Origin of the sequence: Paenibacillus sp. V4I7 (assembly GCF_030817275.1) — a bacterium.
Lineage (GTDB): Bacteria > Bacillota > Bacilli > Paenibacillales > NBRC-103111 > Paenibacillus_E.
Map to the genome: position 1 here is coordinate 119,099 of NZ_JAUSZD010000001.1, position 21,106 is coordinate 140,204.

The following is a 21,106-nucleotide window of genomic DNA, read 5'->3' on the forward strand; positions in this document are numbered from 1 at the left end:
TTGAAATAGAATTCAATAGTCCCATCAACGTCATAATAAGTAACCCCTTTCCGTCCTAATCGAAACCGCTCTCTTCCCCTCATCGCTTCCGACTTATTGTTCGGACATGCTGCTATTATATCCGGAAGCTAGGCAAAGCGGATGCAACGTTATAGAAAATATTTGTAATCAAACGATAAAAAAGCACCCAAATTGGAGGCGTATGTTACTTGTTTGGATTAATCTTTGTTGAAAGAGTTGTATTGTCATCAGTACTTATTACTACTTTTTGAGCCTTATATGATTTTTGAGTCTGGTCATTTACAAAACCAAGCACAGTTGAAATAATATTTGGAGCTTTGTTCGGATCAGCTGATGATTTTACTACAACAGTAATTACTGTTTCTTGCTCTCCAATTTCGACGTTATAATCTTTAATTAAGTCGTACCAAGTGGTTTTGTACCCTTCTATGCCAAAATTCTCATCTACATATTTCTTCAACGCAGCTTTAAATTCATTCTCTTTGCCTGAGTTATCCACTTTCTGAGGAGCAGGAGATGGAGTCTGCTGCGGAGTTGAATTAGCTACAGCTTTAGGTTGTTCACTCGGTTTGACACTATTTGTTGGTGTACTTGCCTGTGTTGAAACCGTGGATGTTACGTCGTCTTTAGAACCGCATGCTGTCAGTCCTAAAGCAAATGTCGAAATTACTATAAACACCTTTAAATTTTTCAAAATCATTTTATCCCCTCTCTAATACATAACAAAAAATATAGCACGATTTGGTTATTTATGGAATAAGGGATTCGGGATGGACATAAGGCGAAATTGATGTAGACTAAACGTACTCCTATCTTATGTCCATCTTGATGAGCTGCTCCGTGTCTATAAGATTGGCTGTTTCGTCTTTTTTTTCGCTTTCAAGTATTGGGAAGTGGACCTCCAAGTTACTTCATATTTAATTTTATCAAATTAGAATTTTACGTAAATAAAATGAAAGGCCGGCATCCCATAGATGCCGACTTCTTCTATAAAACGATACTGCCGCGCAGTGCGAGGATCCTAATGGATGTATGTTCTTGTCCTCTTATAGGGAACTAAAATTACAGCAAGGTAAGCATTTTTTCTGATTTGATCTGCTGCTGTTAAAACGAATTATCTGGACGGTTTTGAGTCTTGGTTAAGTCCCCACGGTGGTCGTTTTTAGTGAGCCCCCAGTATTACGGTTTATCCCCTAGTCCAATGACAGAAGCGAAAAACCCTCTATTGTCATGTTTAAGGATAACAATAAACGTACCGTGTTTCACTGGTTTTGAACTAATCCCCAGTGATTTATATGACTCATCAACCGCCGCGTAGTATTCTACTAAACGGTCTGCTAAAGCCTTACTTTCGTATTGAATAATGTCTCGATTTTCATCAACTTTATACTCTTTTACCTTTATAGCATCCGTTGGAATCGATTTTTGAACTTCCGCCATTGCTTCATCTTTAGTTCTTCGCGGCTTCTCGGTGGCTTCGAATTGGAGAGTTACGTTATGGGCTATCTTTTCCGATTCCGTGTACATAACAAGAATCCTGCCCTTGTTATACGCGGATAAACTTGTATCAGGGTTATTTTCGTTTTTGCCATAATTTTTTTCAATTGCAGTCAGTGTATCACCAAGACCACCTGATTGCGTTAACATTGGAAGATCATTTTTAGGTTGTTCTTCTGCATGTTTCGGTTGCTCCGATTGTTTTGGAGACTCTACAGGATTAGGGGGTTCTTTTGCTGGTTCACTTGTTGCAACTTTTGCAGCTGCTGGCTGTTCTCTTGGTTGCGAGTTGTTCGCGCACCCAGCTAGTACTAAAAAGACAATCACTGAGACTATCCATTTTTTCGCAAATGGCTTCTTAATTTGATACATACTGTCTACCCCTCATCTTATGTAAGTTAATACAGGAATACTAGATTTCAAGTGAAAATATGGGTGTTTCCCGGCCATTGAATGGCCGGTATTTATTAGGACTAGTCGTCAATTTTCGAAAATGGTTTTCCTGTGAGATACAATGCCCCGAAACAGAACAACATAGTAGAACCGAGCGATCCAAGAATATCAAAACTTTCTGATTCTCCAAAATATGAATTTAACCCACTAATCCACGTTAGAAATGCCACAACACACATAATTATTCCAATAATCCGTCGTGTGCGAGAGTACTTATCTTGGTAATTAATGTTCAGTTTAATATTCTCTACTTTTTTGTTCATCATTAAACCAAAAAAGAGCCAAGTTAATCCTGCTATCAGGAGGGGCATAATACCCCATATTTTTATATGAACATTATCTATCTGATCAAGATAACCAAATAGGTTATATGCTACAATTGGATATCCAAACCAAATCACAAAATACAGACCGAAACGAATATACATTCTCATTTTAAATAGCCGAAATAACGCCCGGAACCCCAGAATGACTCCTAAAATGATAGCTATAATCATGCCCCCACCGCGCATAGATAGATCCCCCTTGCCCCTCGATAAATTGTATCCGCAGACACCCCGCCGATCGCGGCTGCTGATTTGCCTGATTGTTTTTACCAGGCAGTTCACCACGGGGATTTTTTTCCACATGAAAAAACCTGCTTTGTGGGATGCAGGTCGGATGCACGTTTGTACTCTATATTTCTCGAATGCTCAAAATGCGGTCAGCCCCGATACTGACCTCTTCTTTTAAGTAGATCATGGGGTTGTTATCGTCGCACCCCTGGAAGTGAAACAGAAGTTTCTCAAACGCCGCGGTGATCAACTTACTTTTCGCTTCATCTGAATCTTCGGTGTCAAACGTGCTCGCATCGAGTTCAGAGAATAAAGCCTTGAATGTAATCACGGACGGGGTCGCACGAGACTTCCACGCTTCCTCTAAGTCTCCCGACAAAAAAATATGACGCCCAATGTCCAAGACAAACTCGGGACATTTGAGCATTTCTTCAACATCATCGATTGTTTCGGGGTTGTCGCCAAACAAAAAACCATTGATGCACCGATCCCCCGTCATGCGGAGATTCAAATGGCCCGAGGAAACCTTGCAGTCTCCTCTGCGAATGGAAAGGGAATTATTATCCTCCACCAAAAGGTCAATGCCGAAATCCCGCAAAAAAGCTTTAAACGGCGTTTCGATAACGAAAAGATCCTTTAGGCTCAACATGCCATGGTCGTAAAAGGATTGGGGGTCCAAGATTGCCGACACATGACTCACGGTAATCCCATCAATCGAAAGGTTGTCGATCTCCATCTGGAAATGCTCTGCAATGTCTTCAAATGCCAAATTATCATAATAAATGCCGTTGCCTTTTGTTGTGATGCGATACTGCTGACTCTGCACAAAATCATGTATAGCTGGCGTGGACACCTGTAAAATGTTTGCAAGTGATTCCGTTAGTTGCTCAATGGAACTTCCATTTATAAGCTTTTCCATTCCGAACTCCTCTCTTATCGCTTACCTCATGCGGCTCCATACGAAGATTTATAACGTCCTCATCAGGCACAATATCTGGTCTTACCATTGCAATAAAAAATATCTTTTGAACTTTTTTTAAAGTTAAATTAAACAATAATATGAGTCCTATAATAGCGATTATGTAAACATTTTAATGAAGTGGTGCGTCCAACAAGCTTCTTATCGCAAGTTCAGGTTTATCTCGAGCTTTTGCCGCAAGAATTTCAATCCTCGCTCAGCATAACGGGCAGTTTATTTTGCTGGAGTTTATATTTCTAGTGCCGCGCGCAGCCGTTCAACAACTTCTGGTTTGTGAATCGGCAGATCCATAGAGCTGCCGGAATAAATGACGATGGGCAGACCATCAGGATGATGAACCGGCTTGAATTTGAAAATTCGATGCCCCACCTTGCCCTTTTGTCCCATCAAGAAAACAGGTTCTCCTTCCATTATGAATGTCTCCGGAAAACTCTCTAAAACATGCGCCCAAGAAAGACCAATCCCTAGAATGTGTTTGACGAGTCGGCGTGCTGATATGTCTTCCATTAAGCCGATTGCAAGCTGGGTGGAGATCAGATCGCGAAACCAATCTTCCCGAGCAACATAGCCTGACTTCCATCGGTCGGAATGGAAAGGGAAAAATTCGATCGTATGCAAGAAACCTGCGTCACCAATTAAGCTTTTAACCTGATTCATTTTTTTAAGCCGCCAGTGTCTAGGTCCGAGCACTTTATCATAATGGCTTTCTCGCTCGTGGAACTCGGCTTTGCTCCACCCCCTAGTATGGCGATCACGGATGACCTCGTTCCAGAGTCGCTTCGCGTCCGGATATGGATACCCATTGAACAAGTCGGTAACATGCTTCTCTTTAACAGGTCCCGGATTGAGCAGCGGCATAAACACATCGTCTGTCATATCTTCGGTGAGATAGCCGTAAAAGGGCTGGGGAAAAAGCTCCAGACGGAAATGTTTTATAAATTTCTGAGGTACTGCAGCAAACTGTTTCCCCGGGTCGTACAAGTCGAGATTTGATTGTCGCTCAAACTCTCTGTTCCAATGTTCCATCACGTTGTATATAGCCGGTGATGACAAAATATATCGCTCCTTTTCTCTATCTACCATTAACTTTTCATATGATGGACTGCCTACCGGCTTTCCGCTCGTACCTGAAGGCACCAGCTATGCTTCATATAGTCCAACATTAGAATTAAGCTGCTACAAAACTGAAACCACAATTAAAAGCCATGAAACATCAATGAAGAACCTGCGCAGTGTATCAGGTTCGGATTGGGCCAGCTCTACCATGGACACACCTCTGCTATGTTTTTTCGACGAGTTACTATTCAAACGGTTGCAGTACGTTTCTCTTATCTATCTTTTTCTTTTAAGTATACTCTTAAGTCCTTATACATGGTTTGACTTTTTATTATTTCAGCTGCGTTTCCGTAGGTTGATTGAATATAGGGGTCTGCTTCATTATCCAAAAGGAACTTAGCAATTTCCACGTTGCCCTCCGAGTAGAGATTAAGATTTGAATAAAGGGCTGTTTTACCGTGAATATCATAACTATTTACATTTGCTTTGTACTGAACCAATAGTTTTACAATCTCAAAATTATTACTACTTGCAGCATCTATTATTAATGATCTTTTATCGCCAGCTTCGAACACAATATTAGGATCTATCCCCTTATTTAGCAGAATACTAACAATCCCAGCTAATTCTTTTGATTGTCCTTTCATTTGGGATCTGGTAATAATATTTAGGGAATTCAAGTTATCAGATCTTTTATAATTTACATCTGCACAAGCATCCAGGAGTGCTTGAACCATTTTTAGATTTCCTAGAATAACAGCAGACATGAGCGGTTTGTAATCGCTATAACCAATGCCAGAAATATATTTGCCGTTATTCGGGTCAGCGCCTTTTTTTAATAAGGTAATGACTTGATCTGTAGCATTTTTTTTAATGGCTTGAGCAAGTTGTTCTTCTAAATTTTCTCGTACAGGTTCTCTCGTTGCCTGCGATACTACTGGTTGGCTGTTTACAGAACTAGAAGGTTTAACTGGATTTTCCGACACCTGTGTTCCTACAGGTGCTATTTGTTTATTTGGTGGTTGAACGTTTTCAGGCTTATTTACACCTGTTACTTGTTCCTTTACGGGCGTTGATGATAAAGATGATGGAATCTTGCTTGACTCTTCGACCTTTACCGTAGGTTGACTGTTTTCAGATTTGGTATCAGTCATTGGTAGGTTTGATGTATTCGCGGAAGGCATAACTGAAGCCTCGATTTTTTGTTGTGCTGTGTTGCTTTGTTCATTCAAGTTAACATGTGAATCATTAGCAACAGGTGCTGAAGTCTGGTTCATAGTTAGTTTGCTTTGTTTTTCGGTAAAGAAGATGGAGAGTAATATAAGGAAACAAACAAAAGAGCCTAATGATATAAGTTTGTAGATCCGAATGCTTCTGTTTAACTTATCTTTATTGCCAACTAAAGTTTTTTGTTCCTGTTGTGCAGCAAGTAGCTTTTTATCAAATAGTTCATGAATTTGATCGTGAGAAAGAACGTTATTGGCAGCAAGTAGGGACTGATCCCTGCGACTACGAATTTCTTCAGCTGATAGATACTCCTTCTGCAGACGAATCAATTCGGATTCTACATTCTTGAATTGTTGTTCATACTGCTTCGATAACCAACTCAATTGATCTTTTAGATCAATTTCTGAATTCTGTTTTAGCGGGAGTTGATAGGACAAGATCTTTAATGAAGAATCCCCGTATACTCTAAAAAACCAAACAGCTAATTCATACGCCTGTATCAGTAATGATTGTGATAACTCAAAAGAGTCTGTAAATTCATGATGAGCCGGATTAGAATCCATACGTAAACGATGCAGTATATTTACCACTTCGGTTGGTATAACACCCTCTTTTGAAAGTGTATTAATACGGGATATTTGGTCTTGATGTGTATCCCGGATTCGCTCTTTCGCGAAAATATATTTTGTTAGTAATTCTGCGAAGACCCGAACTTTCATTTGAGTTGTATGAGTATCCTGATAAATGTTTTTCTCTGCCTGTGCTCCAAGAGTAGCTAGTACTGGCCACTTCTCTTGTAGAAAAACAAAGTTGCTGTCCATTGCAAACTTCCCCCGATTGTTTCAAGTTAACTTTTATTTTCACTATTCCATGCACCTAGTTTTCAAAAATTAGTTATTAGGTCATAAGAACTATACTACATGTGGAGAATGATAGAATGCAATACAATAATTACCTAATTCGGAGGTGATACAATACGAGAATAAATCGGTTACCTATTCCATTCTGGCGTTATCAGCGAAAGCAGTGTATCCCTTTGCATCAGTTCAGCAGAAGCCTTCTAATCTATGCAGATCATCGATAAGTCCTTTCCACCCTCAGTGGGATTCGTGTGTTAAACGGCTCTCAGATAGTTCTAGGAAGCCAAAAACGGAATGAATGGAACTTTATAGTAGGATGCTCGTAATAACCTATGATAGCATTAGTTTTGTAACTGACACTGGGAGGGTTAAGGTTGAATTTAAAACGAAAGATTCTTACGGCAACATTATCCTTGGGACTAGTATTCAGTTTGGCGCCAGTCGTTAGTGCTGATAGCACGGCTCCAAATGTATTCATCGATGGAAGACAAATATCATTCGAAGTTCCACCAACCATCGTAGACGGGTCAACACTCGTTCCGATGAGAAAAATTTTTGAAGAACTCGGCTCAGAAATTTCGTGGAATGGTGATACTCAAACCGTTAAGGCTGTTAAAGGAGAAACATTAATTACATACACCATCGGGCAAAAATCTGCCACTAAGAACTCAGAAGAGCTTAATCTGTCTGTTCCAGGTGTCATTATTGATGGTTCAACAATGATGCCTTTGCGATTCGTAGGTGAAGCACTTGGCGCAACGGTTGGATGGGAAGGAAACTCGAGAACAGTCACAATATCATCAGCAAAAAAGGTCAAAACGACCGTTTCCTCTGTTGTTGATGGCGATACGATAAAAATCGATTGGAATGGTAAAACCGAAAGCATTAGACTCATAGGAGTCGACACACCGGAGACTGAGCACCCGAATAAACCAGTCCAGGAGTATGGAAAAGAAGCTTCTGAATTTACAAAAGCGCAACTAACTGGGAAGACAGTATATGTCGAAGTTGATGTTGATCAGCGTGATCGTTATGGACGACTCCTCGGATATGTTTATACGGAAGATAGCGTGATGTTCAATGCAAGGTTAGTCGCGGAAGGTTACGGTCAGGTAGCTACGTTTCCACCAAATGTCCGTTGGGTTGAATTATTTAAATCATTACAGACTAGCGCGCGAAATAACAGTCTAGGTCTTTGGCAATCAGTTGATTCTGCGCCGAAAGCGGTTAGTCTTGGGGATATTGTGATAACTGATGTTGACAAGGTAAATGAAGTTGTCACGATCTCAAATGTTGGATCGGCTGATATAAACCTTACTGGATGGAAAGTCATAAGCGTGACTGGTAATCAAACGTATACTTTTAACTCTGATTTTATTTTGAAGGCTGGCGCGAGTGTTAAGCTAACTAGTGGATCAGATGCAACGACTACAGACAATAATTTGCTTTGGACAAAGTCTAATATTTGGAACAATACGTCTTCAGATCCAGCTGAATTGTATGATAACGAGGATACATTAGTAAGCTCATTCGAGTGATGCAATAATATTTTCGTAATTAATCGATAAGAGACTATAACGAAACCCGCTCCTTTCTTTTGAGAAGCGGGTTTTTTATATGGAGTATTTTCCTTTAATTACTTGAATCCCGAACACTTCGCTAAACATCTTTCTGGATTATATTGTGAAGATGCGCCAGATTATCAACACCATCCTAGGAACCTCGATTTCCTGGACGGACCGGTTTTAAGCTTTCCAATCCCACTCAACCCATTTTGTGTCACAGGATGAAGGCTTTTTATTCACCAAAAGGGATGCGAAAAGCACCCTTAGTGTTTTGCATATTTTTCTTTTAACTCTTTTAGTTTCATATTTGGTTGATCTAAATTCATTTTTAGTGGACTATTTCCATTAAACTTTCCATCATCATTTAGATTAATTAATCCAACATCAAAAGCAGCTTGGACCATATTTCCCCATGCTCCAGGCATATCGGCATAATCTTTAATAGTTGAATTCTCATTTCTTTCATATGAGTATGGAAGATTTAAGACCGTAGTCAATGTTATTGCGTATTCAAATCTTGAAACTGTTCGCTCAGGTCTAAAATTATGATCTTCATATGCATACATAAGCTTATTCTGAATAGCAGATGCAATGTCTTTGTAGAATGGGTTATCATCCGAGACGTCTAGTAATTCAGCATTCGCTTTCTCATCAAACAGTCCCAATGACCTTACTAAAAATCTACTGACTTCTGCCCTCGTTACATCCTTCCCTAAAGTTATTCCTTTCCCTTTAATATCTATTCTTCGATTATTGCCATCCCATGAAATTTGATTTCCGCTAGATTCGCCAATAAATCTTAATGGAACTAATGTGCTACCATTTACTATCATCGGGGGAACTTCAAGTATTATAGTTTTTCCATTTACAGTAGCACTCGTATTTCCAATTTTCATTTGGATGTTCAAGCCATCTTTTCTTCCAATAATCGTTTTAGTTATTTCATCCCAACCTACACTTAAGCCTAGTGTTTCAAATATTGTTCTCACTGGAACTAATGTTGTACCATCTTGTATAATAGGCGCGACTTCAAAGTTAAGTTGCTGCCCGTCTATTGTTACCACAATAGGATTTTCTACAGCCATTGCCATATTTGAAAAAGAAAAAATTACTAGTAGAGAAGAAGCAATTATCAATTTATTAATTCTTTTTTTCATCTTTTTTTCCCCTCACAAAAATAAACTTTATTTCGTAATAAAACTGTCCATTCTTTATTTTATTAATCATTTTTTAACTGTGGCTGTAACTTTAACACTTGAAGAGGACTCAATTTTATTATCACTTAATAAAAAAGTAATTATTCCACCAACGATTATGGTCGCTCCAATTAGAAATCCATAATTTGAGTTTTGCCGTGATTGCGCTGCTTTATCAACGACTGTAGCTCCAAATAAAGACGACGTAGATCCCTCTTTGCGAGGTAACACTTTAGTTGGAACTGTAGCATTTAAGAATGAGAATATCTCTATTGCAATAATAATTGATAGGATTATCGCGGATAAGCTTCTCTTAGTCAAAAAAAAACCTCCTTAACTCCGAATTCCTTTTCTTCTTTAAACTTGCATTTCTCTCATATAGAATATTGCATACTTATTTGAGTTACAACTAAATCAACAAAAATTTAGAAAAAAGTCCCTAAACCCATGATATTCTTACTATAAAACTGCCTTTTATGATAATTCTGGATCATAACCCAATTCAACTCTTGCCATAATAGGAATATCGTCATCCTCAAAGAGTTCACCTAAAGAATCATAAAATAGCACTTCAACCTCAATTTCCTCATCATTCACTAAATTCAATCTATAAACTTTTTTATGTACTACATATGTCTGCTTATCTGTTAAATAGATGGTAAAGGTTGCTTGATAATCTGCAAATTCACCCTCCTTTTTCTCTATTAGGAATTTCCCTTTGAAAGTTATGATATCTGTTTCGCCATCTAAAAAACCACCAACGCGAATAGTACTCAGTACTACATCTTCGTATTCTGCCAATTAGAACACTCTCCATTCACCTATGGTTAATGCTGTCCTATCTGATTGCGTGTCATTAAACTTTATTATTTTTTACATCAACCAATTGGTTCTCCAGAAACATGAATAATCCATCTAATTGTTGAACCGATGCTATATTTTCGAATTTTCTCATAAACACGTTGCAAAATTCCAGAAGTTTAAAATCTTCAGTGATAAATGCAATGCCATTTTCAGATCTCATCAGAATTTTTATTAAGAGGAATTTTCGATGTTTATGATATAGGATAAATTTTTTATCCCATTTGCCCTCTTGCCACTTTGAAAATAGGATTTCCGCATAATGATCATAATTTAATACTTCTGAGACCTTTTGCGGGACTACAATATGATCCATGAGGATATTAACTAATATCTTATTCTGATACTGTTCATAGTGAAATTCAAGAGAATCACCCACTTCCATGTATGTATCTCGATGCCATTTATATATTTTTAAATCTACATATTTATTTGAAAAATCAAATATATTTTCAGAATTCTTGATATCTTTTAAGAGAGCACTTGGTTTGAAGGAGAGTTCTTTAATTTTTATCTCGAATACAAAACTCAAATCTTGTGACCTATTAGCTCGATGAACTTCCTGAAACCAAGCATAGAGTTCTTGCATTTTGTACATAACGTCTGCTTTTTGTTTATTGTCTTCGTAGGCAAAAGTTTTTACTTCTACGACTGCATCTTCATCTAATAAATCATCTCTGAAAAGTGCCTCTGGCTGCTTGTTTGTCTCTCCACCGATTCTTTCTATATCCAGAATTTTTTTAAATTCATAATTTGTCCCTGAAATTTTGTTAATTGACTCAATCAAGAGTTTGGCCTCTACTATATCATACTCTTTGGATTGTTTGATAACTTGCTGTTCTTTCAATATATCCAGTAAAATAATCATTCGATCTTGCTTCATTGCCTACCTCCAATTTTATTTTACACATGTTAATATCATAGCATATTTTTCCATTTTTATTATGTTTGCATGCCCCTATCCGCTCTCTCGATCGCGATTTTCACTATTTAGACCTACTAATTAAATTCGAATATATGTAAGATATTATAGGGTGAGTATCTTGTTAAAAAACTATGAGAATAATTTTTATACGCATGAATATTTCTTATTTACATAGCGCTTATTGATGGATATTAGGGTCGAGTTTCGACTGTAACAGTCGAACAGGTTTACCACCAAAATCGCTTGATTGATCATAGTCTATAGAGAAAACACCGTTAGTAGAGTACAAGTCCCCTTTCGGAATGACAAAAGCTGTAATATAGTCCTGCTCTTTCAAGGTTTCAAATTCATGTCCCAGATAGTTAATTTCAATCGCAGCATCCCCTCCTTTCGAGACTGAGTAAGCAGGCTCCAAAGCAAGAAGAGTATCTGGATCACTCGCATACGCCGTTTTCAGATCAACATCCTTTGGCTCAATACGGCTACTAGGCGAAAATCTACCAAATTGATAATTTGGAGAAATCCCATATTTCTTACTCACCTTAATGTGATTCAAGCCTAAGATCACATATGATTCACTAGGAATCCACTTACGTTTATGATCCCAACCCCTCCACATTAAATCATCCGGGACAAGCTTTCGGTTCGGATCGTTCAGGTCCGACATATCTACGACGACCAATTGCTTAATCTCGTTGACAAAATTACCGTCATCCGCGGTGAATTTCATTCTGTCAGCCTTGAAGTCATTTCCTTTGAACTCACCGATGCCATTCGAGAAATATCGCGGTAGCATTGTGACGATATTCGTCTTGTGCCAGTTGATCTCTGCCGTCGATAGCGCATATTTATCAGCCTTGAGCTGCTTTCCGTTATTAAATTGTTTTACACGAGCAAGAACAGCGAGTGCCTGAGCTCGGGTGGTTGCATCATCAAGGGCTATATCCCCTGCAGCTTGTCCTGTAAGCAAGCCTCTTTTAAAAACTTCATAAATCATTTGTTCTCTGGGAAGTATGGTTTTGGCATGAATACGATTTAGTGCTCGATCAAGTTGCTCAATTCCTCTTTGCACATAGTCTCGTAGGGCGCTTGCGCTATACGTTACATTATCGGTGCTTAGTTCATTGCGAATGGTCGGTAAATAATCAGTTAATTTCTGCTTCATTTCCTCTAACGAACTCGCGTCCTCCAGATGGCCATGGATATCGATTTTTAACAGCGGATTTAGGTTTCCGCTTTTGATACTGTCAATAAAGTTCCGTTTCTCTTCATTTCGAAGTTCTTCTTCGATTCCTTTTTCCGTTGCACGAAAAAGTGTAATGGCCATGTCGTTGCGAAGAAGCGGCTCGTTCCAATCATGAGTGTAATCATCTTGATAAATCCCGACGGATCTTGCAGTTGTGATATAAGGTTCATACCATTGCGTTGTCGGATTCGAAGATAGTACTGACAAATTCATGGATTTTACCAGTAGCGTCATAAATTCAGCGCCCGTAATACCTTGATTAGGTCGGAACGAATTGTCGTCAAAACCTTTAAGTAAACCATCATTAAACCCTTCATTTATGTACTCTATAGCCCAGTGATTTTGGGGTACATCAATAAAGATTGGTGTTGTGGATGCCGCCCAAACGTTTGGAGATACGAGTGTTGCAAATGCAATGATCGTGACCAGAAGTAGTTTAGTGAACCGTATCATATTGCGCTCCCCATCTATATGTCATAATTGTTATTCACATACTTATTTCAATAAAACGTAATACCCTTCCATGTTTCGACAGCACTGCCCGTAGCGTAGCGAGCACGTCGAGCCAATTTCATTCTCGATTATGCGCATATGTTTGTGTCGTAAAACGATTATGCACCTATGTTTGTATCGCTCTCAAAGCACCTATGTTTATGCGCCGGACATCGGACGACAAGAACTTACTGTCCGTTTCTTTTTTCGGTTTGCATTAAAAAAAGCCTGCACACTTCGCTCATTAGACAAAATACTCTTTAAGTAAAAATAGGACGCAAACTCACGGCTTCGCGTAGGCTGCGTCCATATAAATAAAATACTATATCCCTATTATTTTACCTACTTTTAAGTAGTAAATTCCAATTGTTGAAACTCCACTCTGTTTCGGATGTGCCTGCTAGAAACAACTACTCTTCGCTTTCCAGTACCATCTGATTCGAGATCCAAACCATAATAAGAAGGGAACCTTTCGCTGACTTCCATTTTATTAACCAATTCCGGAGGCGCAACAACAATCCATTGAATACCGAGAGCATCTGCAACACGGAAGATTGGGTCAAGTACGTGCTCAGATACAGCATTGGCAAATGGGTTGTCGTTAATAAGCACAGAGCGCTTCGCATGCTTATCACGTCGCCTTTTCTGAGTCGTAATCATGATCGATAAGAGCGTAAAGGCTGCAAGTCGTTGTCCTCCACTGCCTGTCGCTTCCTCATCCGATCCTTGCAAGAATACTTCCCAATCCTTGAAATACTTTTCATAAGGCTTGTCTACCCAGAACGAGTTTTCAACGTTCATGTTATAAACTTGCATCGTTGGAAATGCATAGTTATAAGCTGCATACACAATTTCGCCCGGGTCTAACCGATTACCTAATTCATTTTTTTGGAGCCTGCTAAACTCAACCTTCTTATCTTCAATAAATCGAAGAGTCTGCCGAAATAGCTCTTTCATACTTGCTTCAATATCTTCAATCCGCGGCATGCTATCATCTTTGAGCTTCATTAGTGGAAAAGAAATGCCATAGTTATTGCGGATCGACATGCCTTTTACCATCTCACTAATGTGACTGATGATTTGCCGGCTATGTTCTGTTGCAGTTTGTACCCATCTGAGTTCAGCTTCTTGTGCTTGATTAAGATTTGCTTCCTCACGTTCTAGAATGCCTTCATAGATCATTTTGGCCTCAGAGATTTTTTGCCGTACATGAATGGCCTGATCCATTACAAGAAGACTATCAAAAAAGTCATCCCCGTGCTGTTTCATCTCATTATCCCATTTGGCATCCTTAATCTTCTTCTGAACACCCTTAACCGCTTGAAAACATACATTTTGTACTCCAGCAAGTGCCTTGTCTAAGTCAGCCGCTTTCATTACCCAATCCCTGACAACATTCCTCGCGTTACTGCCGACTTCTAAATATACATCCCGCGGTACGCGATGGTTACTTTCTTTAAGGTGCTGCAGCGCTTCGCTAGATCGTTCCCATATCGATTTATTATTTAAAGTTTCACTAATCAAGCTTTTAGTGCTTTGTAATTTTTCACTTGCTTGAGATAGCTTAAAGTTGAACTCCTTTCGCTCGTATTCCACATCAATACCACTTTTAAAGTCGACTTCCCGTGGTTTGAATACATTCTCAATCTCAATTTTTAAATTTTCTGTGCTAGTAATCATCGTTCGTACCGAGCCATCTAAGTTCGATATTTCAACTTCCAACTGCTGCCTTTTCTGGTCAGCAGTCTCATACTCCTCAGATATCTGTATTCGCCTTTGTTTCAATACGTCGAGAGATTCCGTTGGAGCGACCTTTTGAGCCCATTCTTCATTTAGTGCAAAAAGTTCACGCCTTTTGTCCTCTTGCAGCTTGGCGTAGATTCCTTTCTCCGCTTCGAGTTTCGCTAACTGAGCATTAGCCTGCTCAAGTGTCTTTTGGCAAATTTCCCAGTTGATGAAGTGTGTTTCTAAACTCTTCGGAATGCTTGGCCACGTTGCAGGTGGGAATATACTAGGAACTTGTGACTGGAAGTCAAATGCCGGTAACGATGGGATTGACTCCCGATAGCGATCAAGCTCCCGTTGAGTGCTATTTTTCCAATCGGAATATGCTCTCCTCTGCTCGTCCAACTCATTCTCTGCATCCCGCTTGTTATCCGAGATCTTTTTAATTTTGTCGTTGATTAAGTCTTCGAATGCTTTTAATTCAATTAATTTGTTTTCATTAGATTTATGTTCATTCCAAGATTGATACAACTCTTCAAGTGCGAGCTTTTTATTTTCAAAACCGTTTAATTCTCCTTGTAGCTTCTGCAGGTTAGTGCGCACTTCGGATAACTTGCTCTGTAGAGTATCGTCTTCGTAAGTATAATTCTTCAACTGTTTTTTCTTGAGCTCACAGGCATCTTCAAGGACTTGGCATTCTTCCCCTAATTGTTCAGCGCATTTCTCAGCATCAAGCGCTTTTTCTGCAAGCTTAAGTGCGCCTTTAAATGTATCCATTTCAGCTATTGCATGCCTTAATTTCTGATTTCGACTTACCAGTTCTTGTTCCGCTTCAACCAAGAATGTCTCTAAAGCTTCAGGACTAAATCCGATTTCATCGGCACGATTAGATAACATAATGAAGGATGGTGCATCCATAATGTCGATAATCTCGACAGTAAATAATGGAACAGGTTGGAATAGGATACGATTTTTAAAGGCAGCAGCAAGTCGAAGTACATGCTCTCGCTCTTTCTCAAGAATAATCAGTCCATAAGGTAGGAGCTTCGCAGTTTGTTTTAATCTATCTCGCTCCGACTCTGATTTCTCATGTATATACTCTGTTCCCAAAAGACAAGTGTAGCCGTGACTCTTTATTATGTCCCTTAATTGTAAGATGGTTGGATTTGGCACCCAAATGCCACCTTCAGTAATCATGTGTTCACTTTCTAATCGTCGTATTTCCTCTTCTTCCCGTCTCAAAACTTGTTCTTTTCGGGATGCCTCCGCAACTAGCTCCGGGAGTTGTTCCTTTAGCCAGTACGCGTATCTTTCCTGATGAGCTGGTAACGCCGATCCCGAGAAGAGTTGAAGTTTAACAGCTGCATCGACTTCAAGCTTCAACTGTTTCGCGTAGTTATCATTAATCGATTCGATAACCACTTCATCCTGTTGTATTTGCGTCTCTAGCTTTGCAGTTTCTCGTTGAATTTCGACATACCGCTGGTTTAATTGACCTTGTACTTCCTTTTCACGATCAATTCTCTCAATGCACCTTTGATGGTCCTCAGCTGCTAGATGAATGAGTTGGGTTAAAGTAAATGTTTGATTCACATTGTACTTAGTTTCCATTTCATTTAACTTACTTTGAAAAGACCTGATCTTTTCTTGAATAATTCCAATTTCTCTACTTATATTCCGACTTTCAACATTAGCTTCTGTAAGCTCGTTGTCAGCCATTTGAATGTTCGTCTTTAGTACGCTTTGATACCCTATAGCATCATTAACCGTTTGACGAAGATTTTGAAGAAGAATGGGCCATTCTTTATAGATGTTATTCTTCAATTCCTCCTGTTGCGATTTTACGTCTTTGAGCTGATCTCTCATCATCAAGGAATTTATTTGAGAAATTGTAGTATCAAGTTGTCTTGATATATCCTCGTATTCCTTACGAATAATTGCGAGCTCTGCTTCCTCCATATGGAGTTTCTTTTCACTCGCGTTCGATTTTTCGGTTTGGAAAATCTCATTCATCTTACGAATCTGCTTATTGAGATCTGATATCTGATATTGCTTTTCGATGTATGATAGGTTCTTTATACGGAACTGAGCATCGTTCACAGCATCATCTGCATCTTGTCTTTCTTTCCCTAGCGTAGCCAGGTCACGATCGGCTTCCTCAATACGTTCAATTAACCCGGACTTCAGATAGCTACCGCGTTGTGCGTGGATGTGTAGATCCTTCTCCGATTCCTCCACCTTTTGGTACATACCATCAACTTCTTCAAGCATGACAAGCAGACCCGTCATGGAAGACTTTCTCGCAAGAAGTGTATTTAAGTTATGTGCTATTTTGGCAACCTCGATAAACAGCTCTTTGAGATCCCTTCCATCTTTGCTCATTTGACGGCGAAGATTGGACTCAATGGATGGAATAATGACGTTCTTGAATAAACCGTCATTATGATCAGCACCTAATTTCTCAAAATGAATTGTGGTTCCCGCTTCATTTTGATTCATTTCATACATTTCATCCCACTCATCAGCGAATATCCCGTTTTCTTGCAAGTATGCTCTAAACTTACGAAGTTCGTCTTTATTATAAAGACGGATCTGCTGTTCAGACTCTTTTGCATGATCTTCCCATCTGCTTAGCGGCCAAGACTCCCCTGTCTCCTCGTCCCAATACGGAAGTTTTTCTAGACGGTATTCGCTCGATGCGTCACATTTAATAGTGAAAAGCTTATAGTTGATTTCTGTTTTGGGGCCACTATCATCTTCTTTCACGCGTTTTGCAGTCATGGCAATTCCCGTGATTAGATATTTTTCTTCGGCACCGTCAAGTTTCCATTCGAGTGCTGAATAAAACGTATAAGGGCTAAAGCCATGGGTCGAATGAAAAAATTGAGTTACGCGACCTTTACCTTTCTGCCAATCCTTGACTGGTTTAAAAATTTGAAAAATCAGCTGGAGTATGACACCTTTACCAAAGCCATTGGGCATGGTAGCTAGTGCATGAACAAGATCAGTATCGTTGGCGAACGTTAGATAAAGGTTATCCATAATGAATTGCTGTTTATTGTATTTAACGTTTGTTGCTCGAAATGCATGAATTGCACTCATTACCTTTCACCTCGTCCTGCTGCAGCATCGATTAATCGTTTCCATTCCTGATAACGCTGCTCACTATGATAAAGCATCTCCACTCTTTCATGTAACGCTTCTAGTGCTGAAACACGTTGATCTGTAATTTTCACCAACTTCTCCTGCTCAAGAAGACGCATGGCCATTTGTACAATACCAAACTTCGTCCTGTTGTTCGCACGGAGTTGCTCATCTTCATCCGGCTGCAGTTTGGTTGTTTCCCACAGATTAATTAATTGAGGCATCGCAATCTTTTGCCTTTTCCCAAACTCCGGATCATTCTCTAAAAGCTTGCTCCAATATTCAATCACTTCTGAAACCCGAGTAGTTAATTCAATATATCGAATGCCGCCATACAAATCGATATGAGACCCTTTCACGCTCTCGCCGTCCACTTCACTTAAATAGACCATGATGACCAGATGAATCACATAGAGCTCAAGCCTTGTTTCCAACCTGCCATCGCTTTTACGTTCTTTCATCTGTTCCTTCATCTGTGTAAAGTTGGTGGCAAAGATAGAGCCTTTCGGCTTTGTCACTAAGTGTACATTCATATTGCCAACAAGCACCTGCGTGCTCGATGTATCGGCGAACCGTTTGACGAGCTGCTGGATACTCATATCGTGAAAGTATTTTTCTAAAGCTGTATCAGTTTTCTTAGCCACCTTGTGCTGCAGTAAATGCAAAAAAATACTATGTGCTTCATGAATCTGACTAATATCGTACATGCGTAGCCTCCAAGTTATTCTTTGGGAATCAGCGTAAGGGTAAACGGAGTGATACTGACCAAATCATTTTGAATCCTTTCCCCACCATCTGTCCGTACTCTAATTTTATATTGATTCGTTATTTCGATCATTTTGGGATCACGCTTTACGATTTGTTGCAATAGTACGGCGCGATCGTCTTCATACTTACGAACCGGGGACAGGGATGTTTTTAATTCAAATTCGCCGTCACGGAACTTCATCCACATCTCAAGCGCGTCGATCGTCCACTCCCCTATATGGAAATCACGAAGAGCACAGATTTTCTGAGGATTCTCAAGCGCCGCCTTGAATACCGGCATCCATAAGTCTGCTATAGCATCCCAATCAATTGGCACCCTCTTTGCGCTCTTCTCTTACAGGGGGTTCTTCAATTTCCTCCGCGGCCGCTGCAACTTCACTTTCTATCTCGCCAACTTTATGTTCGTCCCACACCCAGCTAAGCGGATAAATGAATTCCTGTTTTGGAGAGAACAGTGGTTCCAAGATACTTTCAAACCCATCCTCAAAAATAAATCCTTCAGAATATATATGCTTTTCCCAAATATCTTTTACAAATGACCGGTTATAGTTCAGGAGTCGTTCAATCTCTCGTTGTAAAGCTATTTCCTGAGAATAGTTCTGTACAACCAGCTCCGTTAACTTCGAATGCTCGCCTACACACTCATCGACTTTTTCTTTCAGATATTCTATATCCCGGATGATTTTAGGATCTGTCGTATCTTTTAGTTTCTCGTGCAAAATGTTGTCCATATCGTAGAAGAGTTTTTTCTGTTCCTGGAATTGCTCCTGCAGGCTTTTACGACGTTCCATTTGATCTTTTTCTTTTGAGAATATCGATCGTGGGTCTCTTCTCATCCGTTTGGCATAATCTCTTTCTTGCGTGGCTTTAGCCCGGACCGCTGCTTTCACGTGATCCAGGTTACCGAGTGCCTTCTGGAAATTGCCTTTCCGTATGAAGGACAGCGTATAGAGCTGTTGAATCTCGATGCCAAACTCATCAGCCATTTCAAGACTCAAAAAGATCAGTTTCTGTCCCGATTCAGATAGCTTCCAAATCTGAGCATCTGACTTTGAGCGTAGCATCGCTTCGGTGTCTTCCGTAAGATACAAGAAGCGCTCTTCCTCAAATGATGATGTTGTTTCATTGTAATACGAAGAAAGAAACGGCTCACGGTTTTGTCCAGTACCGCTCGATATTAGTGCAACTGCTAACCGGTCGGTAAAATCCTCATTTGCCTGTACCCCTATCTTATCCATGACCTCTTTTGCAATCTCCTTTAAATCACGATCGGTGCGCTCGGGGTTATCGCGCAGCTCGCGGTAGAAGATTTCAAGGAGCATGAGAAAGAGGATATCTTTATAAACCTTTGAGAATTCTGTAGGCACCTGAATCCCGGTTCCGAATTGAAAACATGGGTTCAATGTCATTTTTCTTTCGTGGTACCGTTCAAAAATTTCCTCATAAATAGCCATGAATGTACTCCTTGCTGATCTTTTCGAAATTTACTGCCTCTTGCGGTATCCGCCTCTTACTCCCCCACAAAGATCGAATTGCTCTATTTGTTTCCTCATCTGTATCCAGACGCGAAATGAAGTCCTCAAGTACACTATCAATAAACTCACCATTGGCCTCAGTTGTCCTGGTGTGATTCCGAATCATCGCCCGATACAGGTTTTCAGCTGGTAGAATCGGGTATTCCGGATACTTCTTGCACAAATCTAAGAATATGGAGAGCCCGTATGGATCTAGGTCTCCGGCATAGTAGATCTTCTCCGGACTCCCGATTTCATCAATAAATGGAAGGTTCCGAGTAATGTGATATCCCTCACCGTAGATTAAGACATCCACCTGTATATCATAGATGTGAGTGAAGGTATTTAACGCTCGCTTAATCGTATGGAAAGCAGATAAATTTTCAACGATCAGCGCATGTTTATATGCTGCCGATTGTGGGTTTTGCCAGAAAACAAATGGCTCTCCGTATGACTTAGCATACAAGTCATCAAGTGTAATGCCAATCCGCTTTAGAAACTTATACCCGTCTTCGTTTTTATCCAGCCACTTTTCCTGTCCAAACAACTCATAGGAACGTTCTTCTTTGGATACAAATTCCCTTGATTCGCGTGTTGGTAAAAACTGAAGTACAGCTTCAATGTGTTCCCATTCCAGTTCTGTCTGCATCTCTTGATGTCGTTTGTAGAATCCTACATTCAGGTTACTGGCTTCAGCCCGAACAAACTGTAAATCACCCCATGTATCACTGACCTCGATGATTCGTTTTTTCCATTTTAAAGGCAAGCTTGGCACCTTGCCGTTTTCGACGTTTGCCTTAAGAGGTGTAATCTCACCTTCATCTTGAAGACTTTGAATCGCTTGAAAAAAGCCACGGTATCCTCCGGATCTTTCATATTTATCTATGCCGCCAAGCTGTCGCATGACTTTATCTTCAAGTTCATGGATGGTGAATTTATTTTTAGTTTCTAGTAATAGATTTGTAATTGTATCACGCATTAATAATACAGCCCCCACGATCGATCATCATTAACAAGCTGGAC

17 protein-coding genes are annotated in these 21,106 nt (G+C 39.7%); 1 reads left to right on the plus strand and 16 read right to left on the minus strand.

The features are described 5' to 3' along the window. Positions 1-205: 205 nt before the first annotated feature. From QFZ80_RS00570 to QFZ80_RS00595, 6 genes are all read right to left on the minus strand, one after another. On the minus strand, positions 206-715 hold the full coding sequence (locus tag QFZ80_RS00570; RefSeq protein ID WP_307556814.1) for a hypothetical protein: 510 nt from the start codon (positions 713-715) through the stop codon (positions 206-208). 485 nt (positions 716-1,200) lie between these two features. Then, on the minus strand, positions 1,201-1,890 hold the full coding sequence (locus tag QFZ80_RS00575) for a hypothetical protein (protein ID WP_307544294.1): 690 nt from the start codon (positions 1,888-1,890) through the stop codon (positions 1,201-1,203). A 101-nt stretch (positions 1,891-1,991) separates the two neighbouring features. Beyond that, the gene (locus QFZ80_RS00580; protein WP_307544292.1) at positions 1,992-2,600 is read right to left on the minus strand and encodes a hypothetical protein; all 609 of its coding nucleotides are present in this window, start codon (positions 2,598-2,600) and stop codon (positions 1,992-1,994) included. A 46-nt stretch (positions 2,601-2,646) separates the two neighbouring features. Then, the gene (locus QFZ80_RS00585) at positions 2,647-3,444 is read right to left on the minus strand and encodes a hypothetical protein (protein WP_307544290.1); all 798 of its coding nucleotides are present in this window, start codon (positions 3,442-3,444) and stop codon (positions 2,647-2,649) included. Between the two features lie 288 nt (positions 3,445-3,732). Then, entirely contained in the window at positions 3,733-4,557 is an 825-nt protein-coding gene (locus QFZ80_RS00590; protein ID WP_307544288.1) for a hypothetical protein, read from the minus strand. Positions 4,558-4,832: 275 nt separating this feature from the next. Beyond that, positions 4,833-6,608 (minus strand): ankyrin repeat domain-containing protein, encoded by a 1,776-nt coding sequence (locus tag QFZ80_RS00595; RefSeq protein WP_307544286.1) that lies wholly within the window; start codon positions 6,606-6,608, stop codon positions 4,833-4,835. Between the two features lie 413 nt (positions 6,609-7,021). Between QFZ80_RS00595 and QFZ80_RS00600 the strand changes: the two genes are divergently transcribed. After that, a complete protein-coding gene (locus QFZ80_RS00600; RefSeq protein WP_307544284.1) occupies positions 7,022-8,185 on the plus strand; it encodes a stalk domain-containing protein in 1,164 nt (387 codons plus the stop codon). A gap of 290 nt (positions 8,186-8,475) precedes the next feature. On the opposite strand, the gene QFZ80_RS00605 is transcribed toward QFZ80_RS00600, so the two are convergent. The 10 genes from QFZ80_RS00605 to QFZ80_RS00650 form a co-directional block, all read right to left on the minus strand. Next, entirely contained in the window at positions 8,476-9,369 is an 894-nt protein-coding gene (locus QFZ80_RS00605) for a stalk domain-containing protein (RefSeq protein WP_307544282.1), read from the minus strand. 66 nt (positions 9,370-9,435) lie between these two features. Next, positions 9,436-9,729 carry a hypothetical protein gene (locus QFZ80_RS00610; protein ID WP_307544281.1) on the minus strand — a complete coding sequence of 98 codons (294 nt, stop codon included), beginning with the start codon at positions 9,727-9,729 and terminating at the stop codon, positions 9,436-9,438. 153 nt (positions 9,730-9,882) lie between these two features. Then, positions 9,883-10,209: a hypothetical protein gene (locus QFZ80_RS00615; protein ID WP_307544279.1), complete on the minus strand. Its 327-nt coding sequence runs from the start codon at positions 10,207-10,209 to the stop codon at positions 9,883-9,885. Between the two features lie 55 nt (positions 10,210-10,264). Next, positions 10,265-11,152 carry a hypothetical protein gene (locus tag QFZ80_RS00620; RefSeq protein WP_307544277.1) on the minus strand — a complete coding sequence of 296 codons (888 nt, stop codon included), beginning with the start codon at positions 11,150-11,152 and terminating at the stop codon, positions 10,265-10,267. Positions 11,153-11,372: 220 nt separating this feature from the next. Next, on the minus strand, positions 11,373-12,893 hold the full coding sequence (locus QFZ80_RS00625) for an S-layer homology domain-containing protein (protein WP_307544275.1): 1,521 nt from the start codon (positions 12,891-12,893) through the stop codon (positions 11,373-11,375). A 387-nt stretch (positions 12,894-13,280) separates the two neighbouring features. Beyond that, positions 13,281-17,759, minus strand: coding sequence for a coiled-coil domain-containing protein (locus QFZ80_RS00630; protein WP_307544273.1), 4,479 nt, complete (start codon positions 17,757-17,759; stop codon positions 13,281-13,283). Continuing rightward, positions 17,759-18,508 (minus strand): DUF6063 family protein, encoded by a 750-nt coding sequence (locus QFZ80_RS00635; protein WP_307544270.1) that lies wholly within the window; start codon positions 18,506-18,508, stop codon positions 17,759-17,761. Before QFZ80_RS00635 ends, QFZ80_RS00630 begins: the two co-directional genes overlap by 1 nt. 14 nt (positions 18,509-18,522) lie before the next feature. Beyond that, complete coding sequence (locus tag QFZ80_RS00640) at positions 18,523-18,885, minus strand: hypothetical protein (RefSeq protein WP_307556817.1); 363 nt, start codon at positions 18,883-18,885, stop codon at positions 18,523-18,525. After that, positions 18,875-20,023 carry a hypothetical protein gene (locus QFZ80_RS00645; RefSeq protein WP_307556819.1) on the minus strand — a complete coding sequence of 383 codons (1,149 nt, stop codon included), beginning with the start codon at positions 20,021-20,023 and terminating at the stop codon, positions 18,875-18,877. Before QFZ80_RS00645 ends, QFZ80_RS00640 begins: the two co-directional genes overlap by 11 nt. Continuing rightward, the gene (locus QFZ80_RS00650; RefSeq protein WP_307544266.1) at positions 20,010-21,062 is read right to left on the minus strand and encodes a Wadjet anti-phage system protein JetD domain-containing protein; all 1,053 of its coding nucleotides are present in this window, start codon (positions 21,060-21,062) and stop codon (positions 20,010-20,012) included. Before QFZ80_RS00650 ends, QFZ80_RS00645 begins: the two co-directional genes overlap by 14 nt. Positions 21,063-21,106: the final 44 nt, after the last annotated feature.

Bases quoted from the DNA above. Each gene is read 5' to 3' on its own strand.
- QFZ80_RS00580 (WP_307544292.1), bottom strand. From the start codon at position 2,600: ATGTGGAAAAAAATCCCCGTGGTGAACTGCCTGGTAAAAACAATCAGG.
- QFZ80_RS00595 (WP_307544286.1), bottom strand. From the start codon at position 6,608: ATGGACAGCAACTTTGTTTTTCTACAAGAGAAGTGGCCAGTACTAGCT.
- QFZ80_RS00625 (WP_307544275.1), bottom strand. From the start codon at position 12,893: ATGATACGGTTCACTAAACTACTTCTGGTCACGATCATTGCATTTGCA.
- QFZ80_RS00585 (WP_307544290.1), bottom strand. From the start codon at position 3,444: ATGGAAAAGCTTATAAATGGAAGTTCCATTGAGCAACTAACGGAATCA.
- QFZ80_RS00620 (WP_307544277.1), bottom strand. From the start codon at position 11,152: ATGAAGCAAGATCGAATGATTATTTTACTGGATATATTGAAAGAACAG.
- QFZ80_RS00645 (WP_307556819.1), bottom strand. From the start codon at position 20,023: ATGGCTATTTATGAGGAAATTTTTGAACGGTACCACGAAAGAAAAATG.
- QFZ80_RS00635 (WP_307544270.1), bottom strand. From the start codon at position 18,508: ATGTACGATATTAGTCAGATTCATGAAGCACATAGTATTTTTTTGCAT.
- QFZ80_RS00650 (WP_307544266.1), bottom strand. From the start codon at position 21,062: ATGCGTGATACAATTACAAATCTATTACTAGAAACTAAAAATAAATTC.
- QFZ80_RS00605 (WP_307544282.1), bottom strand. From the start codon at position 9,369: ATGAAAAAAAGAATTAATAAATTGATAATTGCTTCTTCTCTACTAGTA.
- QFZ80_RS00630 (WP_307544273.1), bottom strand. From the start codon at position 17,759: ATGAGTGCAATTCATGCATTTCGAGCAACAAACGTTAAATACAATAAA.
- QFZ80_RS00575 (WP_307544294.1), bottom strand. From the start codon at position 1,890: ATGTATCAAATTAAGAAGCCATTTGCGAAAAAATGGATAGTCTCAGTG.